At 37.7% G+C, this 20,124-nt stretch carries 15 protein-coding genes; 4 read left to right on the forward strand and 11 right to left on the reverse strand.

Annotated features, from left to right (window positions below; genetic code table 11):
- Window positions 1–636: integrase core domain-containing protein (locus QT16_RS09465; protein ID WP_039486341.1), on the forward strand; the 636-nt coding region annotated here is incomplete at its 5' end.
- Window positions 637–674: 38 nt separating this feature from the next.
- Here the strand turns inward: QT16_RS09465 and QT16_RS09470 are convergent.
- The 11 genes from QT16_RS09470 to QT16_RS09515 form a co-directional block, all read right to left on the reverse strand.
- Entirely contained in the window at window positions 675–1,403 is a 729-nt protein-coding gene (locus tag QT16_RS09470; RefSeq protein WP_039488213.1) for a M48 family metallopeptidase, read from the reverse strand.
- Window positions 1,403–4,543 (reverse strand): type I restriction endonuclease subunit R, encoded by a 3,141-nt coding sequence (locus tag QT16_RS09475; RefSeq protein ID WP_039488214.1) that lies wholly within the window; start codon window positions 4,541–4,543, stop codon window positions 1,403–1,405. Before QT16_RS09475 ends, QT16_RS09470 begins: the two co-directional genes overlap by 1 nt.
- A gap of 1 nt (window position 4,544) precedes the next feature.
- Complete coding sequence (locus QT16_RS09480) at window positions 4,545–6,344, reverse strand: DUF262 domain-containing protein (RefSeq protein WP_238719434.1); 1,800 nt, start codon at window positions 6,342–6,344, stop codon at window positions 4,545–4,547.
- On the reverse strand, window positions 6,337–6,573 hold the full coding sequence (locus QT16_RS21000) for a GmrSD restriction endonuclease domain-containing protein (RefSeq protein WP_238719435.1): 237 nt from the start codon (window positions 6,571–6,573) through the stop codon (window positions 6,337–6,339). The genes QT16_RS09480 and QT16_RS21000 overlap by 8 nt, the downstream gene beginning before the upstream one ends.
- The gene (locus QT16_RS09485) at window positions 6,566–8,005 is read right to left on the reverse strand and encodes a DUF262 domain-containing protein (RefSeq protein WP_039488216.1); all 1,440 of its coding nucleotides are present in this window, start codon (window positions 8,003–8,005) and stop codon (window positions 6,566–6,568) included. Before QT16_RS09485 ends, QT16_RS21000 begins: the two co-directional genes overlap by 8 nt.
- 163 nt (window positions 8,006–8,168) lie before the next feature.
- Window positions 8,169–9,635 carry an ATP-binding protein gene (locus tag QT16_RS09490; protein ID WP_024612118.1) on the reverse strand — a complete coding sequence of 489 codons (1,467 nt, stop codon included), beginning with the start codon at window positions 9,633–9,635 and terminating at the stop codon, window positions 8,169–8,171.
- Window positions 9,635–10,930 carry a restriction endonuclease subunit S gene (locus tag QT16_RS20435; protein ID WP_052201262.1) on the reverse strand — a complete coding sequence of 432 codons (1,296 nt, stop codon included), beginning with the start codon at window positions 10,928–10,930 and terminating at the stop codon, window positions 9,635–9,637. The genes QT16_RS09490 and QT16_RS20435 overlap by 1 nt, the downstream gene beginning before the upstream one ends.
- Window positions 10,923–13,709: a type I restriction-modification system subunit M gene (locus QT16_RS09500; protein WP_082007387.1), complete on the reverse strand. Its 2,787-nt coding sequence runs from the start codon at window positions 13,707–13,709 to the stop codon at window positions 10,923–10,925. The genes QT16_RS20435 and QT16_RS09500 overlap by 8 nt, the downstream gene beginning before the upstream one ends.
- Window positions 13,710–13,741: 32 nt before the next feature.
- On the reverse strand, window positions 13,742–13,981 hold the full coding sequence (locus QT16_RS09505) for an HTH-like domain-containing protein (RefSeq protein WP_039488217.1): 240 nt from the start codon (window positions 13,979–13,981) through the stop codon (window positions 13,742–13,744).
- 105 nt (window positions 13,982–14,086) lie between these two features.
- Window positions 14,087–14,677 (reverse strand): hypothetical protein, encoded by a 591-nt coding sequence (locus tag QT16_RS09510; RefSeq protein WP_039488219.1) that lies wholly within the window; start codon window positions 14,675–14,677, stop codon window positions 14,087–14,089.
- Complete coding sequence (locus tag QT16_RS09515) at window positions 14,674–15,330, reverse strand: hypothetical protein (RefSeq protein ID WP_039488220.1); 657 nt, start codon at window positions 15,328–15,330, stop codon at window positions 14,674–14,676. The genes QT16_RS09510 and QT16_RS09515 overlap by 4 nt, the downstream gene beginning before the upstream one ends.
- A gap of 238 nt (window positions 15,331–15,568) precedes the next feature.
- On the opposite strand from QT16_RS09515, the gene QT16_RS09520 reads away from it, so the two are divergent.
- The 3 genes from QT16_RS09520 to QT16_RS09530 all read left to right on the forward strand — a co-directional run.
- Entirely contained in the window at window positions 15,569–17,587 is a 2,019-nt protein-coding gene (locus QT16_RS09520; protein ID WP_039488222.1) for an AAA family ATPase, read from the forward strand.
- A gap of 364 nt (window positions 17,588–17,951) precedes the next feature.
- The gene (locus QT16_RS09525) at window positions 17,952–19,058 is read left to right on the forward strand and encodes a DUF4268 domain-containing protein (RefSeq protein ID WP_052201263.1); all 1,107 of its coding nucleotides are present in this window, start codon (window positions 17,952–17,954) and stop codon (window positions 19,056–19,058) included.
- 235 nt (window positions 19,059–19,293) lie between these two features.
- Window positions 19,294–20,124: IS481 family transposase (locus QT16_RS09530; RefSeq protein ID WP_039488224.1), on the forward strand; the 831-nt coding region annotated here is incomplete at its 3' end.

Here is a 20,124-nt window from a genome sequence, read left to right on the forward strand (position 1 = left end):
ATTCTCACCGACGCTCAAGTAGCTGCGCTTGAAAAGAAAAAACATGATGACGAAGCGTGTGGTGAAATTGAAACGGCTCACCCAGGTTATCTAGGCTCTCAAGATACATTTTACGTGGGTAATCTCAAAGGCGTTGGGCGTATCTACCAACAAACCTTCGTTGATACATACAGCAAAGTAGCGTTCGCTAAGCTCTACACCACGAAAACGCCAATTACTGCGGCTGACATACTCAACGACAAAGTACTGCCGTACTTCGAACAGTACGAGCTTCCCATGCTACGTATTCTAACCGATAGAGGCACTGAATATTGTGGCAAAGTCGAACATCATGATTACCAGTTATATCTGGCTATTAATGATATCGATCATACAAAAACCAAAGCTATGTCACCGCAAACAAATGGTATCTGCGAACGCTTCCACAAAACGATACTCAATGAATTCTATCAAGTTACATTCCGTAAAAAGCTATATAGCTCATTAGCGGAATTGCAAAAGGATCTGGACGAATGGATGATTTATTACAATAATGACCGAACTCATCAAGGAAAAATATGCTGTGGCAGAACGCCATTAGAAACTTTATTAGATGGAAAATTGATCTGGGCTGAGAAAAATTTAGCTCAAATCTAGACTGACAGTCACCGATTAAAAAACGGGTAACTGTCAGATCAAGTCTGAGCTAGTACAGCTAAAGGCAAGCTGTTTAGTAAGTATCGGCGCTCGCGCCAGTTATGCATATGCTTATCCATCAATGCTTTAAAACGTTCATTGTGGTGTCGTTCAAGTAGGTGGATTAGCTCATGCACTAAAATATATTCTAAACATTCAGGTGGCTTTTTAGCAAGTTCAAGGTTGAGCCAAACCCGCTTTGCCTGAATATTGCAGCTGCCCCATTTGGTTTTCATTTTTTTGATATTAAGTGAGTCTGCTTTTACACCAAGCTTTTTTTGCCATGAGGGCAGTAACTTTTCAATTGATCGTTGCATTTCATCACGATAAAAACGGTTTAATAACTTGAGGCAATTATCGGGTGATGTATTCTCATTCACTTTTAACTCTAATTGACCGCTACCTTTCGCGGTAACAGTAAATTTACCCTCAGGCTTTTTTATTGCTAGTCGGTATTTTTTTCCCCAAAGGTAATGACACTCACCATTGACCATTTCACGGATTGACTGTCGTTCTTGCTTGGCAAAATCAACTTGTTGCTTTTTTATCCAAGCAAGTTTGTTAACAATAGCAAGCCGAATGGTTTGTTCGCTTGTTTTATTAGGTACCGATAATCTAACCTTACCATTGGGCGGTAAAACACTTAGATGGATGTTCTTAATGTCTCGTCGATTAATTTCAACATCAATATCGCCAATTTGTATCACTTCAGTATTAGCCTTATCCACTAATGATATTCCTTTTGGGCTTTTACAAGCTCCATAACTTCATTAATATCGACTTCATAACTCGATGTCTCTTGCCTAATTGCATTAACAATCTCACGCTCTTTAAACCTATCGCCAAGCCACTCAGCTTTTTTTGTGTAGCGCACTGCGGTATCAATTTTACTTGTAAGTACTTCATCATTGCCAAAATTATCGTAAATAGCCTGTTTGGCGGGGCTATCTACTGAAGTAGGGTAGTTATGGGCATTATTGCCAGTCGGGTTCACAACTTTTTTAGCTAAAGCTTTAATTTGTTCTAGGTAGTCTTGGTAGCTTATAGCTTGCTCTCTGCGCTGCGCAATAATAGCGTCAAGTAATGTAGCCATGCTTTCAAAGTACTTAGGGTTTACAGGGTTTTCATCAACGATGGTTTTTCTAACGTTATTTTCAATCGCTTCCGCCATCGATTCTTCATTATTTCTAATGCCTTCAGGTAATGAATCAAGTCTTGCGCCATTATTATTTACCACTAAATCTATTAAGCCAAGTTCCTCAAAATCCATGAGTACTTCGCTGTCATCAGCACGAATATACATATCAAGCAAATGTCGCATTGCAGGCTCAAAGCGTTTCATTTCGAGTAAGTCGCCACTGGCTAGTTTTACTTCGTCACGAACTTTCTCAAAATAAGCGACTTCTTTTTTTATTTTTTCAGCTTCAGTCAGTGAATAACCAGCTTGATCCATCTCATTTGCAACATTGGTGTACGCACGTATAAGTTTGGCAACGGTTTGATAAAGGGTTAAACGCAGTGCTTCTTTTTCATTGCGTTCGTTTTCATCTGTTGGTTCAACTCCTGATTCACCACAAAAGTAATGAATAAAGTCTTTAGTATTTCTTGGTGCTTTTACTGGTTCACATAAAGCTCTAACAGCTTCTAATGCATTGTCTAAATCAGATTTAGATTCTTTGAGGCGATCTTTTAATAAACCAGCTACATCGTCTTCATCATAACCATCAAAAGCTTCAGCGGTAAAATCTTTAATTGCTTTATCTAATGAGCGAAATAAATCTTTATAATCGATAATATAACCATAGTCTTTATCTTCACCGTCAAGCCTATTTACACGACAAATTGCTTGAAACAGATTATGATCAGCCATTTTTTTATCAATGTATAAGTAGGTCGCAGAAGGAGCATCAAAACCGGTTAATAGCTTATCTACTACAATAAGTAACCGCATTTGACCAGGTTCTTCAATAAAGCGTTTTTTAACAGTTTTTTCAAACTCTTCTACGCGTTTTGCTGCTTCTTCTTCCGGTTGCTCAAAATAGTCAGCCAACATTTTGCGATAGGTTGCATATTTAAATAACTTTTCTGTTTTACCTTCACCCGTCTCTTCGCCTTTAATTGAACTTGCTGCTGGTTTATAGCTAGTCACAATTGCACATTTGTTAGCTAAGTCTGATTTACTAAATAAGTCATAAACAACACAGGCCTGATGAACGCTTGCGCAAACTAACATAGCATTACCCCTGCCAGACATGAGTGCAGGTTTGATCTCCATATCCATTAAAATGTCACTAACAATTTGCTCTAAGCGAGATTTACTCGAGAGCACTTTTTGCATCGTGCCCCATTTTTGTTTGAGCTGCATTTTTGCAAGGTTTGAAAGCCCTTTTGTTTTTGCAGCAAACCACTGGTCTACTTTTTTATCAGAGGTTAAATGCTGATCTATATCTCTAGCTTCATACCTTAAGTCAAGTACTACACCATCATTTACAGCTTCATCAAACTTATAGGTGTGAATGTATGGGCCAAATACCTCTAAAGACTTTTTCTTGTCCTTTTTCATTAATGGTGTACCAGTAAATCCAACAAACATAGCTTCAGGTAAAAGCGCTTTCATTGCTTCGTGTAACTTACCCGACTGCGTTCTATGACACTCATCTACAAACACAAATAAGTTGCCTTTAGCAGCAAAGTCATTGGGTAAGTTTTTAGTCAGTGCTTCAAGATAATCTTTTGTTGCTTCTTCATCGTCTTTATCGCTGGGAGCTTCACCATTGCGGCCAAATTTGTGCACTAATGAGCAAAATAGCCAAGGGTTAGGTTGGTTTAAGGTGGCAACTAAATCTTGGCCACTTTGGGGACGATATATCTCTTCATCAACACCAGAAAACACCTTCTCAATTTGTTCATCTAGTTCGGTTCTATCCGTCACGATTAATACTCGTGAGTCCGTTATGTTTTCGCGTATCCACTTAGCGAGCCACACCATAGTGAGGCTTTTACCTGAGCCTTGAGTGTGCCAAATAATACCATCTTGCTTTGCTGTTACATGTTTTTTAGCGGCTTGAATACCAAAAAACTGATTATGGCGACAGGTTTTTTTAACGCCTGCATCAAACACAATAAAGTCATGTATAAGCTGCAAAAACCGATGTTTATCGCATAATTGAGCTAGATGAGTATCTAGTAAGGTGTCTGCTGTTACCCCCGCAGCTGGTAAGCCTTGTGTGCTATTTGGCTCTTTCCATTCTAAGTAATATTTTTCAGAGGTTTCAATAGTACCGTAGCGTATACCTTGCGTATCGTTACCCGCCATAACCAGTTGCATGGTGCTAAAAAAATTACGAATAAAATCTTTTTTCTGGTTATCTAAGTTTTGACGAATGCCTTCACTTACTGAGACCGAGGAGCGCTTTAATTCAATTACGCCTAGCGCAATACCGTTCACATAAATTACTATATCAGGGCGCTTTTTTAACTCACCCTTTACTGTAACCTCTTCAGCAATCGCAAAATGATTAGCTTCTGGGTTCTCCCAATCGATCAGCCAAACTGTTTGATTTTGCTGTCCCGTGCCTTCTTTTTCTTTTATGCCATAACGCAGTAGCCGGTATACATCTTTATTAGCATCAAATAGTTTTTTACCTTCGCCTAGGGCTGCGGCAGCGTCTAATTTTCGTAATGCACGCTTAATAAGTGCTTCAGGTGTTCTTCGGGCTTTAAGCCATTTAGTAAGTAATGCCGTTTCAATGTTGCTGTTGCCTTCGCGGTATTCCCAATCACCTAAATAGTCGTAATTAAGCTGCTCTTTGAAAAATGTTACTGCTCGGCTTTGGGTTTTTCGTTCTAATTGACCGACATTACTCATACTACTTCCTTGTTTGCGTTTTCTTTTTTGTTTTTGTTGAACCACATAAAATAGACAGCATTTCTTGTCCATGCTTTATTATTTGGGTGTCTTCCCAGCTATCGTCTTGCTCCATTAGTTGTAGCATTTCATATAGCTTTAGGCTATCGATCTGATTTTTCTTTAATCCAGCGGTAAAATGATTAAGTTTTGTTTTAGGGGGGAAATTACTTAAACGTGAATTTTTACTATGACTTATTAAGCACAAATTACCGAACTCATGAAGCGAACCACCTTTAAGTGGTTCGAAGTCATTCATTGGATGTTGCGGATAAAAGTGCTCAACTGAGCTTCTAAATGTAAACTCGAACTCAGAAATAACAGCTGTTGAATTACGCTTTTTTCGCCAAAGCAAATAATCAAGATAGTTAAAAACAAAGTTATTCTCTATTTCCCCAAAACACAGCTTATCAATATTAATATCAATTGCGGTTAAATTTTTTGGATAGTCGTTTGATTTCGACTTATAAATCATTTCAAAGTACGTTTTACCCTCTTGGTGAGAGAGAAAACGGTCAAATATAAAGCGTTTAGCTACCCGTCTTAGGTGCTTCATGTAACCTTCAAAATCCACTTCTTCTGCGTTGTATAGATAGTAAAGAGCAGCATTGAGCCAATGTTTATAAACCAAAGTCGGAGTGGAAACATGAAAAGCCGACAGCAACATTAGGCATACTCGGTTTTCTCCCTTAAAGCCATCTTCATCATCTAGTTCATTACTGCCACCAAAAGTGTTTATATAGCTTTGGCTTTTTGTATTATAAAAATGCAGACGTTTTAAGCTCCATTTATCTTTACCGTCACTAAATTCACGTTTGATGATGAATTGGTCAAAAAGGTATTTGCACTTTAATAATGCATAAACGAAGTCTTTTACTGCTTTAACTTTATTGTTGTTGTCTTTTAAATATCTATCAAACTGTTCTAGTAAGCGCTTATCGTCTAATGCGATGTCTTGCTTTGTTAAAACTCGTAACACATGAAGTAAGAAGTTTGAAAAGTTAATCACGCTATTAAAGCGCTCAGGTGTAAGCGAAATATCTGTCCCTAAAGATGACGGTGGTGGCTTGGCTAACATGTCATTGAGCGAAAGAGAGGCGCTTTCAACTTTTCCGCTCTGTTTTGTTTTGGCTACGCTTTCAATACACGCAGCTAAATCAGCATAATTTATTGGCGTAAATTGCCCCCAGTCGTCTTTACCAAATATGCTGTGGCGCTCATCTGTGTTAAAACCATACTGAATGTAACGTTCCATATTAGCGGTAGCGTCCCAGACCTTACTTAATAATTCTTTATCATTGTCATCGGTTAGCACCGACATCAATCTTGCTTTAATCACTTCATGCTTTTCAAGCTGTTCACCACGATTATTCATTACCTCAAAGTAATGATTCAAATCGGTATCTGCTGGTACACAAACACGAGTAATTTCTACTTTATCGAATAAGTAAGAGCAAAACCCTTCTAGCTTAGCTCCAAGCGCTAATAGGCCCTTTTCAAGTAATGTATAACCATTAATTACATCTAAATTATAGTCATCTGTGTTTAGGTGCTCTAAAGCAACGCCCTGAATCAAACTTGCAAAAGTATCAGATGACTTCTGACGACTTTCAAAACTGAGATTTACTACGTCATACCAACCCATATCAAAGGCTTGATACTTAGTGACCATACGTTTAAGAGCAAAAGCCAATAAGGTAAGGGTCGTAAAGCGCTGCTGGCCATCTATGACTTCATAGCTGTCATCTTTGCGCTTAAACACCACCAATGTACCAATATAATAGGTTTGATATTGGTTTATTTTCCTGATAATCCAACACATCTTGTATTAATTGATTAATTTCACCTTCACCCCATGCATAGTTACGTTGATACATAGGGACTAAATATCGGTTAGTATCACTTAATAACTCTTTAACTTTGTAACTATGTATCTGATTGTTCGCATTGACATTACTGCTTTGCACCTTGAGTGCTTGGACATTATTCATAGTACTTCATTTCCTCAAACAGATTAGCGATCTCGGTAAGCTTAGTTCCATTACATTCAGACTTTTTCAATGTTGGTAAAGGCCAATTTAATACATCACTTGGTTGTACTGCTTGTTTTATTCGCTCAAACACATTATGGGTGAGTGCATGTTTATTCATGCGCTCAATACCAACAACCTGCATTTTCAAGCGGCAGCTATAAGCCCAAATAAACAGCTTTTCTATAGCTTGCGATAGCTCATGTGGGCCAAACTTATCTAAATAAAAAATCACCGCGCAATCAAATAGATTACGTATATAGCCATCACCTGTTCGTGTACGTGAACTGTAGTTGTTTAGTGTGTGCAAAATTTCGCAAGCACGTGGTTCTAGTTCGTTATCTAATATGCGAATAAGCTGCTTAGGGTCGTTATTTTTGCTATTACGTTCATCGCTCACTATCTCAGCAATTTTTTGCTGATAATGACTCGTCATTTCAAAAAAGCGCCTACCGTTTATAATCATTTGATCAAGGTGGAAAGGAAAACGCATATGCTGATGATCAATATGGCGCTGATATTGCGCGTTATAGTCATCAACAAAGTGATGGGAAATGCGAAGTGGTTCTACATATGGGTAAAGTCCAACCTGTTCAAGATTTACCCCTTTAAATAATCCCACTTGTGATTTGTTAAAATACAGTGCCGATTTCCCTTGTGCCCAATTGCGAATACGAAATAAGTAGTTAGCAAACAATCGTGCTAGCTGTCCGCTCTCTAAGCTTTCCCAATGGCGCACAGAATCGGCTTTTAATTCGGTTTCAGCGTCTGAAAACTCACGTAAATGAAAGGCTTTTAACAAATCGTGCGGATCTAAATCTCGGCCTCTAGCATTTTGTGAATCAAAAAACTGAAAGGCTTCAGATACATCATTAAGTACAAAAGTAACCACTTCACAGCGTTTCAATAAAAACTCAATATCGGCCTCGGTAAAATCACTTCGTGCTACCGCGCGTTTAGCGGCCATAAAATTTTGATGTAAATTACGATGCGATATATCACTATTAAAGGTTTGACGTTGTAAAAAATTATTAATTGGTTGCTCAAGTGAGAGCAGCAATGTTTTTACATCTTGGCGTTTAATTTGTGCATTGGAGTCATTTGTATTGAGCCGTTCATCTAGCAAGGCTTTTACTAATAGCACAAGAGTGAGCGTACGTTGCTGCCCATCAACAATGTCGAGCGTTTCTTGTTTTTTTTCTGAATGTTGATGAAATACAATAGATCCAAGGCGGTAAGCTAATTTACCTCTATAAATTTTTAAATCACCGAGCAAATCAGCAAGGTTAGCTTGTGTCCATTTGTAAGGGCGTTGATAGTTAGGTATAGCTAAATTACTCTTTTTGAGTAATGTACTAACCGATATAATGTCCTTATTAAGTTTTCCTGTCATAGTTATTATTTCAACTTCACATTTTAGATTATTAAAACTCTTTATTTATAAAGTAATCAAGCAAATTGATTTAAATAAAGTTTATAAATTACAGCTTGTTATGTTTTTTTTTGCTTTATAAAATCACTTAATTGATTGTCTAGTCAAGCAACGGTCAAGCAAATTAATACCAGTGTGGTACGTAGCGCATTGCTTTGGTTCCTGCATCGGCATCATAAGGTTTAATTAAGCCCGCATGGACTGTATCCTTTATTATTCTGCTTACCATTGCGCTATTCTTTTCTGCAATAGCAAAGCGCTCGCGTAGCGACTTATTATTCATATGCTCTCTGTTTACATGCTTTAAACAACAATGCTGATAACAGGCACGAATACGATCTTCTTTGTCCATTTCAGCAAATTCCCTATGACCAAATAAAACAGAACGAGTATGGTGCTCTGTTACTTCAAATAAAGGAGCTGGTAATTGATATAACTCAGTTTGAAAAATAACTTTATCAATACCCGTACCGCGCTCTTCACAAATATTAATACGACGCATAAAAGAAGCTAGCGCTTCGTTACGGCTTCTGGGTGGGGAATCTAAAAATCGGTCTGTATCGACTAGCGGAATACCAGGGTTGGTTATTTCCATGCGCGTATCGAATAGCTCAACCATAGGTCCTGTGCCTGTTAACGAAAAATCTTGGTGAATAATAGCGTTAGCCGCTAATTCGCGTATTGCTAGCTCTGGATACATAGGTACTTCTTTACGAAATGCTTTGCCAATTTCTTCATTAGAAGGCAGTAGGGTCTTTAAATAGTCTATAAGTCCCTCAAAGCCAACGGCATAGCCTTTATTACCTTCGAGTTCTCGTACTGTTTCTACTCGGCTATTCCCTTTATACTGTACTAACCGCACGGCTTTACGAGCTAAATGCTGAAAATCTTGCAGCTTTTTAGCAAATAATATCGCCCCTAAATTGGTAATATGCCATTTACCCGCTTGCGTTGCACTAATGAGTTTATCAGCTTCAAGCGCATTTAAAATCCCTTCGCGACCTTCAGGCAGTGGTAAGTTAACTAAGTCAAAGTAAGAAGGGTAGTCTATAAGCTTTAGTACTTCTTCAACATTGCAGTTTTCTGCTGCTAATTGTTGCTCAAACGGGGTGTTATCAAATACGCGCCATAACGCACGTTCTTTTTCGGGATATTCACGTAGCTTTTTTTTGTAAGAGCCAATACGAATAAACTCTGTACCATCAAATTGCACAGGTGTATGCGCTGCTGCCTGCACCTCCAAAATAACAACAGGTAAATCGTTAACATGGGTAAACTCGTAAAATTGAAAATGTATTTTGGGTGCTGTTTTTTGTAACAACCAGCTCTCTAGCTCTTGCCCTTTATGCTTTTGAGTTGAAGGTTTAAAGTTCGTACCAATTACATCATGGGTCTTATCATCTACACCATAAACTAAGTACGCAGTTTGTTTGCCAAGTAGCGCGGCGGAGTTTGCGAGTGCAGAGATATATTCGCCAATTTTAATCACATCAACATTATGCTTAAATTCCACCCATTCAGTTTCATCGGGTAAATGGCATAACTCTTTTAACAGAGCTCGCAGCTGGGCAAGGCTTTGTTCTGTCGGCATTAGCTACCTCCATCCTGTTCAGTCTCATGTTTTTTTAATGGCAACCTTGTGCGGCCTGTAAGTAGCTGTTGCATCATACCTTGCTTGATTTGGCGCGTTTTCGTCAAGCGTTGTTCAAGGGTTTGGATTTCGTTATCCATATCCGAGAGGATAGTGGCGGTAGCGACTTGTTCTTCTTTTGATGGTAGTGTAATCAACATATCTGCAATCATTTCTCTGCGAACAGAATCCACAGACGACTTTGCTGTCATAGACATGATCCTATCGTAGAAAAAATTGCTAAAGTAAATATAAAAGTAATAACCGTCAATTCGGTCACCAAAGTTATGCATCAAATAAACTCTTTGGTGATAATCAAATTTGCCATTGATGTAATGAAAAATTTTGCCTGTACCAACCCCGTCACCAGCAGTAAGTACAGCTTCTCCATCGAAAGAATAGGTATCAATACGCTCTATAGTTTGTGATCTAACAAAGAATGGGTATTTGCCGCTTGATAATTTATCTTGAGTGTTTCTACTACCTGTAGTTATTGATACAACTGAACCTATTTTTTCAACATCCCAATCCTCAGGGATTTTGCCTAGTTCGCTGGATTTTGTGCCTTTACGCTTACCTTCGTCAGCGCCTTCAGTGTATGTAGCAAACTGCGGTAAACGGGTTTTGCCTGTGAGCAATTGCTGCATGCTGGCGGTTTTAATCGCTTGTTTTTTAGCGATAAGCTTTTCTAGTTCCGTTAATAGCGTGTCAACATCGGATAAGGCACTAGCAATGGCGGTTTGCTCATCAATGTGTGGGGGAACAGGTATAGGGTAGGTTTTTAGTTTTTGCCCATTAATATTAGCCTGACTTACCGCAACACTTAGTATAAGTTTGTTATAAGACTTTATTTGGTTAGTGTTTAAAACATAATTGAGGTACTCAGAATTAAGTAGCTCAGGTTTATTGTTTATTTTTATTAAATATCCAGCATAAATAGCTGGACGTTCACCTCGATAGATTGCTGCTTTACCAACTAAATCTACAGTATTTGTTCTGTTAAAAAGTACCGTGTTTTTCTTTAGTTCATATTTGCTTATCTCGACTGCATCGCTTGTATAAACGAGATCATTCCAGTCAAGAAACCCATCTTGCATGTTTCCCATTCTCAAAACAGGCACATTACCAACTTTTGCTGATTTCGAAGATGAGCCGTATGACACGTCATGAACCAAATCCCCTAAAGAGAGACAGCTCCAGTCAGAAGGCAGCAAACCAAACCTTGTTTGATGGCTTGTTGGATTGTTGTTATTCATTGCTCCACTCCAATCCCATTGCTTTTAAATGACCGGTGACTTTATCGCTTAAGTCATCAACAGACTTTGTTAATGCTGGCAGTGGCGTGCTATAACGCTCTTCCAACTCCTGAACGCGGTTTGCCATTTGTTGGGTGACACGTTCAATTTCAGCAACAATATTGATTTTCAATGTGGCGAGCCATTTGTCATCGACAATTAGGGTTTTGATTTCATCAATACTGAGTTTTTGATATTGGTTAAAAACTGCTAAATCGAGCGCTTCCTGAGCTTCTTTAAATTCGCCCTTGAACTGTGTCACTAAGTCAAGGTTACTAATAAATGTTCTAACCGTATCAATTTCTAGCAAGAAAACAGAATTATCTCCTGACAGTATGGCCTTATCTACTCTGCTCAAGCCGATCTCAAAGGATGCCTTAACTAACTTATTTTGATTTTTAAGTTGTTTATCTAGATCTATATAGTTTTGAAGTAGAGATTGTTGTTCGGCATCTACTGTATCTAATAGTGCCTTAATATTTTTAAGGGTGAGTTTACCTTTTGCATTTTTAGCTAATTCAAATATGGACTGTTCAGATAAAGTTTGAAGGCGCTCTTGAAGATCATAAATAGGTGATTTCAATTCTTGATATTCATTAAACTGATCTCGATCTAAGCCCTTCCAAGCTAACTCAGCAAAATCGTTTAGTGCGAGCATGGCTTCTTTCTTATTGCTAATAGCAGATAAAGTACCATCATCACCTGAATGTTCTTCAATTAAGGATTCTAGTGATTGCACGGCCTCATCTAACTTAGTTTGCAGAGCATCAACCTGTGCTTGTTCATCAGTAAAATAACGAGCGACAATAAGTCTTGGTGGAATAAGTTCAGCTTTGTACTTTTTCTTGTTGATGATTAAGTCAGGCGTTTCTTTAAGCTTTTCACCTTTTTTAGCTACTAACTCACGTAACGTATTACCTGCTTGCCAATCGTCTTGCGCTATTACATAAGCATCATCTTGTAGGGTATCAGCCCAATAATCCATTAGTATTTGGTAAATATCGTATTTACTGAGTAGTTCGCTATTGGCATAGGCGCTAAGCAAGTTTTCTGAAATATTAAAGATAAAGTCTTTTGGATTATCGCCTACTTTTATCTCTTTTAATTTAGCTTCAGGTATCCACTTTTTAAATGGCAATAAGCTGCGGCTGGCAAAGTCTTTAAATTCTTGATGAGCAAGAATGCTGCTTTTAACTTGGCTGGCTTCCAGCATACAGAGGCTGTAACCGCTTCGTTTAAATTCAGGCGCTGGCTTGAATAAAGTCGCTCGAATACTTGGGAATACCTGCCAGTAATGCTCAAGGGCATCAATATCTCGGTTAGGAATACCGCCTTGCAGGTGGGCGCTTAAATCGTGTAAATCCTCTGGCTCAGATGAGTCAATATAACGAGGGATATTAAGGTTGTAATCGTTTTTGGCTATTTCATCTAAGGTGACTAAACGGCTGAAGCGTTCAAGCTGTAAACCTTTGTTAAATACATCAACAATTTTATGAATATCTTGACTGCGCAGGCGGTTTTTATTGCCATCTTTAATAAAGCCTTTGGAAGCATCAATCATAAAAATAGAGCGACCTTCAATGGTCGGTAGGTTTTTATCGTCTTCATTAAAATTAGTAACTGCTTTTTGCGCGTGTTCTTTGTCGATCACGATAATACAAGCAGGAATGCCCGTACCGTAAAACAGGTTAGCGGGTAAGCCAATAATGCCTTTGATGTAACCTTGCTTGATTAGGTTTTCACGAATGGTGGCTTCGGCATTACCACGAAATAAAACACCATGCGGTAAGATAACCGCGCCTTTACCGGTACTTTTTAAGCTTTTAATAATGTGTAGTAAAAAGGTGTAGTCGCCGTTTTTTTCTGGTGGTATGCCCCACGTAAAACGGTTATATAAATCGTTTTCTGGCGTTAAGCCGCTAGTCCAGTTTTTGTTAGAAAAAGGCGGGTTAGCGACTGCAAAATCAAATGTTTTAAGTTGGCCATCTGCGTCTTTCCAGTGTGGTTCTGAAAGCGTATTACCCTTGAAAATTTTAGCCGTTGTATTGTTGTGCAATATCATGTTCATACGAGCGAGTGCGCTAGTCGCGTTATCCATTTCTTGCCCGTATATAGACAGCCCTCGGGGTGCTTCGTCACTGGCTTTTAATAATAACGAACCAGAGCCCGATGTAGGATCGTACGCGGTAGCATCTTGCGGGGTATCTTTTGTTATTCCCACTACTTTGGCTAATATTTGAGAAACCTCAGATGGCGTATAAAACTGGCCTTTTGATTTACCTGATTCAGTAGCAAAGTGACGCATTAGAAACTCATAAGCATCACCTAATAAGTCGTCGCCGCCAGCGCGGTTGGTTGATAAGTCCAATCCCTGAAATATACCTACCAATTTGGTTAGGCGGTCAATCATGTCCTTGCCTTTACCGAGCTTGTCTTCATCGTTAAAGTCGGCAACATCAATCACGCCCTTAAGGTCGTTTTCTTCAGCAAGGGCTGAAATGATTTTATTAATTTTATCGCCAATTTCTTTATCGCCTTTAGCGGCAATCATATCGTCGTAGCTTGCACCTTTTGGTACGACTATCATGCCGTAAGGATCGCCTTTAAATTTGTCACTTACGTACTTCATAAATAACATAGTCAGTACGTAGTCTTTATATTGACTGGCATCCATACCACCACGTAGTTCGTCACAACTTGCCCAAAGAGATGAATAGAGTTCTGTTTTTTTAATAGCCATTGGAGTTTCGTTTAATCCTTGTGAAAGCGTTATTAGAGCAAGTCGGTGCTTAAGCCTGCGGCTTTGAGTCGTTGAGTGAGGTTGCGCATTTTTGAAAATTCAGTGCCAAAACTGTCTTTTAACCCTACACCTTGGCAAAATTCTCTAGCAGTTATGCTTTTTAAATTATCAGCGTATTTAATCATTTGTAGGTGCATTTCGACAGTAAACTGATTGCGTGGCGCGTTGTTTAACGCTGTTTTGATATTATCGAATATCACTTGCTCGTTCATAAGAGTGTACTTTGAGAAGAGTATTTAGCTAATTTATATAAATTAGCTAAATAAGCAAGTGGAGATTGGGTTTATAGTCAGAAATGCTAACTCTATAAGTCGATATTAAGGATTAAGGTCTCTGAGTTTATCGAGTTCATCTACACGTAAGTTTAACGACATCACTAAATTTAAGATTAATTCTTCAGGAGTTAAACTTTCACGATTAAATGCGGAGTCTATTAATTGCTCAGTTATTGGGTGCAGAGTTAAATCTTTTGCTAAGCCATAAACTTCCTCAAGATCTAAATCGTCAGCTTTGGGAGCGGATACCTCAAAGGGTATTTCTTTTTTAGTTTTTTGCTTAGCTAAAATCTTTTTAATTTTTTTCTGGTGTTTTAACGATTCTTGCTCCAGCTCTTCCTTTAAGCGGTCCGTTTTATTTTTAACTGTGTTTTTCAGTATTTTTTTGGCTTGCTGTGCAGCATCATGGGAGTCATCAATAATAGTGCCCATTCTAGTTTGTGGTGCATAAGTGTGCTGCAAACTAAAGGAGACATCATAAACGTCATCACCTAAAACTCGATTAGTCCAACCTTTAAGTGTTTCATTTTCATCTATAGGGCCTGGTACATTAGTTCTAGCAATATTCCCTTCAAAGTCGACAATAACACCGTACACTTCCATAATTCTGCGGCAATAATTATGTTTATTCATTTTAATTCCTTATTTACAACCCAAATATTGGTGAGGTTTTTTGTATCCATCATTTCGTTAATTTCAATTAGCTTAAGATAAGCTTTACTCTTACCCGTTTTATGTTCTGGTTTAGCGAGTTTTGAATTTGCCATAGTAACAGGGGTTACGTTTATGTAGTGAAAGCTATCTAAGCGGGTAAGAACTTTATTCAAAGTATCGGTAGAAACTGAAGTTTTAAATAACTTATGTAGCTGCTTTGTAAGCGGAGTGGGGTCTATTTCTCTTTCAAATCCATCGCTAAAAACAATATCTATCCCAAATTCGCCATAATTTTCGAGGTCTAACTCTTTTGAGGTACATAGGTAAACTTTCCCTTCTCCACTGTGACGCCATTCAAGTATCTCAAATAAGGCTAAGGCTATTTTAATATCAAGTGGTTGTAAGTTAGGGTTGGAGATAACATTTAAAGCAAAATGTTCGTCTCCTTCAGGGGCTTTATCAAATGCAAATACATCGCCATTGTTGTTTTTAGTTGAGCTTTGTAATAGTGGGCGATGAATGTATGTCTCATCACGAGCTCTATATTCTTTTGATAATTTTGAGTTTTGGTGCTTATTTTTGATAGTAATAGGGTTATCACATGAGCCAGGGTTTTTATTAATTATTTCCATATAAATCCTAATAAAGTTTATTTTAACGCTTCAACCTAATTTATTTAAATTTTTTCTTTTAAAACAGTGTCTTACAAGGTGTTGCAATTTATCAATGAAAAAAAACCAAAGAAACCACACTAAAACCATTTAAAATCAATGCATTACGCTCGTTTTGTTTTGCATTTTTTACGTTATAAAATACTACTTTATACCGGTTACTATGTACTTATTGATTACAAACAACTAGGTACATAGCATGAACACAACCCCTCAATTAAAACGTATTGTGGCACACTTTGCCACTGAATTATTAGAAGAATTCGACGTAGAAGAGCTTTGGCAAGATAAGCTATTTAAAAAGGCTTTGTGTAACATTTCGGGCTTTAGCTATACAAATTTACAGGGCTTAGATGCTGATGATTTGACCTCGAGATTAGATCATTTAGCAATAAACACAATGCCTAAAACGTTACAAAATAATGTGCATATATTCTGTAAAGCGTTTGGACTACCAAAAGCGGTTACTCCTTTAGTTATTTTTTCGTGCTGTATGACGCTCAGTAAACCATTACGCGAACTTGTTGAATACTTACGTGACGATTATGCGAGCGTTATTTTAGAAAAAATAGCTTATGTGGTTGGTATTGATGAAGCACTACTCATCAAGCAAATTGGATTAATTATTGAATCTGGCATGTATTCAATGGATATGGAGATATTTGCAGGGGAAGATGAGTTTTTAATACTACCAAACGCAATTGCTAAAAGTCTTCTCGAGGGTAAGTTAAATAGTGAAAGTGATATTTTATCTAACTTGGTTACTCCTTGTGAAGCTTCTGAGCTTAGCGCTGCTGATTTATCTCACCTAGATTTAAATACATTACTAAAAGCTACGCAAAATGCGACTAAGACCGGTGGGCAAGCATTGAGTATTTTATTTTATGGTGTGCCAGGTTCAGGTAAAACTTCATTGGCGAAATATATAGCGCAAGTCTGTGGTTCGCAGCTGCTAAAGGTACAAGCTAAAGGTAGTAATTTAATAAATCCAACAAACGAGCTCGATAGCCGAAGCGCAAGCTCTGAGCTGCGTTTAGAGCACTTTAATGTGGTGAGTAAGTTGGTAGGTAAACGTAAAAAAACAATGCTGTTACTGGATGAGTGTGAAAACATTTTTGAGCGTGATTTATTCTCTAAAAGCTTTTCAAAAGAGTTACTTCATACCTATATTGAAAATCATCCTGTAGTGAGTATTTGGATCACCAATCATTTAGAGAATTTACCACAGAGCGTTATTAGGCGATTTAATATTGTTTACGAAATTCCTGAACTAAACAAAGCAACTAAAGAAAAAATGATTGGCAAATATGTAAAAGGTTTGAGTGTTGGTAACAGTTTTATAAGTAAATTAGCTACTCAACAAAACTTACTGCCAGCCCATATTGCTAAAGCTGTTCATGTAGCTAGGTTATGCGGATTTAAAGCACAGAGTGCGCGTGAATGCATAGAGGAGAATATTCAAGACACTTTAACTGCATGCGGCTTTTCGGCTCACGAATTAACTTATCAAGCAGCGCAAAAGTTTAACCCTAAAATGGTGAATATAGAGTCTGAGTATGCATCACTCGAACAGGTAGAAGAGGCTGTCATTGAATATTCGAGTTCACGAACTCTACTAACGGGTCCGCCAGGCACAGGTAAAACAGCTTTTGTAAATTACTTATGCGAAAAAGCTGATTTTAAACTTATTTCAGTCAAAGCATCTGACTTATTAAGCAAGTGGGTTGGCGAAAGTGAGCAAAATATTGCTCAACTATTTAAACAAGCTACACAAGAAGGAAGTGCAATATTTATCGATGAGGCGGATAGCTTGCTATGCAGCCGCGAACAAGCGAATGCAAATTGGGAGGTGCAAACAGTTAATGAATTACTATGCCATATGGAGCAATTTCAACTTCCACTTTTTGCCGCAACTAACTTTGCTAAAAATTTAGATAAAGCGGTAATGAGGCGATTTGATTTTAATTTAAATTTAACCTATTTGACTCCGGTACAGGCTAAGCAATTATTTAAAGATACATTAGGTCCAGGAGTGTTAAATAAGCACTTAATGCATGAGTTATTCAAGCTTACAAAGCTCACACCAGGTGACTTCGCGATTGTAAAAAGGCAAATGAAGTTTTCAAAAAAGCGCATGACTCAAGAGCGAATGTTATCGATTTTACAGGAGCAAAATGATCTTAAAGAGGGCGGTAAGAAGAAGATTGGGTTTGTTTAATTGGGCTCACAACATTACGACGCACTTAATTTTTAATAGTTTGATTGAAACAGATATAAACATTAATAATGTTGATGCATTTGAATTTTGTACATTTAAAGGTCGCATGCTATGAGAAAACGGAGCTAAACTTGGGTGGTATGAATGCAATCTCGATAAAAAATCTTGCTATATAACTAATGCCGCTGTTGTGATAAAGAGTTAATATAAATGAAGACTATTGAGTTATCACTCTTAAATATCAATCGAACTTCCAAATACTAAATACCATATAATGTGGGTATTTATTGTGACTTAATTTACATTCCAAATAAGAATTTGATTTTAGCAAGTTTAAAAATATATCTAAATTAAAGGGAACATAATGTTTAAGATAGACCGAACGTCAAACAGTATTACACCGATCAAAAATAAAAGTTTTACTGAGCTTGGTTTTACTGAGCGAAACCATTTACAGGAATGGTTGGCAAATCATTCAAATGCATTTGGTGAAGAGCTATTAATTATTCAAAAAGAGTTCGCTGGATTTGAAGATACCCGAGAGCGCTTAGATTTATTGGCGTTGGATAAGGAAGGTAACTTAGTAATTATTGAGAATAAATTAGATGATAGTGGGCGTGATGTTGTATGGCAGGCGATGAAATATGCAGCTTATTGCTCAACGTTAACAACTATACAAATTATTTCTATCTTTAAAGATTATTTGAAAAGTTTAGATGGGGATGCGGATGACGCTTCTAAGGTTATTTATGAATTCTTGGACGAAAGTGAGGAGTCAGAAGTAATTCTAAATGAAGATATTAAACAGCGCGTTATTTTAGTTGCGGCCAATTTTAGAAAAGAAGTGACTAGCACTGTTTTGTGGTTCAGAGAGCATGGTTTAGATATTACATGTATTGAAGTTAAGCCTTACCAGCTTGGGCAGGAATTAGCGCTTAGTGTAAATAAAATAATCCCACTAAAAGAGACTGAAGATTATTTAATTTCTATGAGAGAAAAAGCCGAAAGTCAGGTGAAAGCAAAACAAAATGGTAATCGACATACTAAACGAATATCATTTTGGAAAAAGCTCATGCCACAACTTTTGGAGAACAACAGTCAATCGTTTGTTAATACAAAAATACAGCCAAAGTCCTTAATACATTCTAAGTCATTAGCTACAGGTCAAAAATTACAGCTAAATTTTAGCCGTGATCATGTAGCTGTAAGGCTTTTAATTAAATTTAATGACTTTAAGACACAAGAAAAAGCCTTTAATCAATTATTTTTAAATAGAAAAAATATTGAAACTCAATTAGGTTTTGACCTTGACTGGGTTATTGGAAAAGATAATAGAGCGGCTGTCATTCAAGTTAAATATGAATGTGATGGATATGATGAGGCCAAGTGGGATGATTATTGCCAATGGCTACTTAAAAAAGTAATTGCTTTTGAAACGGCTTTTACTCCAAAGTTATATTCGAGTAAATAAGAAAGAAGCAAGGGTAGGTTAAATATTGTTACCAAACTAAGTCAGGCCAAGTTGCGTTGAGTCTTCTATGTTGCGAAGTAGTCTTGAAATGAGGTGGTTGTTGAGCAAGCTCAGAATAAACCTTATCTGTATTAGTTCAGACAAGATCTGACACATCAACTTGAAAAAGTGAGAGTTACCCGTTTTGATAAAAGGTGTCGAATCTTTAAATCAAAACATATAAGAGGTAACTCTCATGCTATATACTAACAATCCAATTATTAAACACAAAGCGGGTTTACTTAATCTTGCAGAAGAACTTGGCAACGTATCAAGAGCCTGCAAAGTGATGGGCGTATCCCGTGATACATTTTATCGATATCAAGAACTCGTCGAAGACGGTGGACTTGATGCGTTAATTGATAAAAGTCGTAGAGCGCCAAACTTAAAAAATAGAGTTGATGAAGCAACTGAACAAGCCGTCATTAAATACGCTGTCGATTATCCAGCTCATGGCCAACACAGAACGAGTAATGAACTCAGAAAACAAGGCGTATTCGTTTCTGGCAGCGGTGTTCGTTCAATATGGCTACGTCATGACCTAGAGAACTTCAAAAAGCGTCTCAAGGCACTAGAAAATAAAGTTGCTAACGAAGGTATTATTCTCACCGACGCTCAAGTAGCTGCGCTTGAAAAGAAAAAACATGATGACGAAGCGTGTGGTGAAATTGAAACGGCTCACCCAGGTTATCTAGGCTCTCAAGATACATTTTACGTGGGTAATCTCAAAGGCGTTGGGCGTATCTACCAACAAACCTTCGTTGATACATACAGCAAAGTAGCGTTCGCTAAGCTCTACACCACGAAAACGCCAATTACTGCGGCTGACATACTCAACGACAAAGTACTGCCGTACTTCGAACAGTACGAGCTTCCCATGCTACGTATTCTAACCGATAGAGGCACTGAATATTGTGGCAAAGTCGAACATCATGATTACCAGTTATATCTGGCTATTAATGATATCGATCATACAAAAACCAAAGCTATGTCACCGCAAACAAATGGTATCTGCGAACGCTTCCAC

Source organism: Pseudoalteromonas distincta (assembly GCF_000814675.1).
Lineage (GTDB): Bacteria > Pseudomonadota > Gammaproteobacteria > Enterobacterales > Alteromonadaceae > Pseudoalteromonas > Pseudoalteromonas distincta.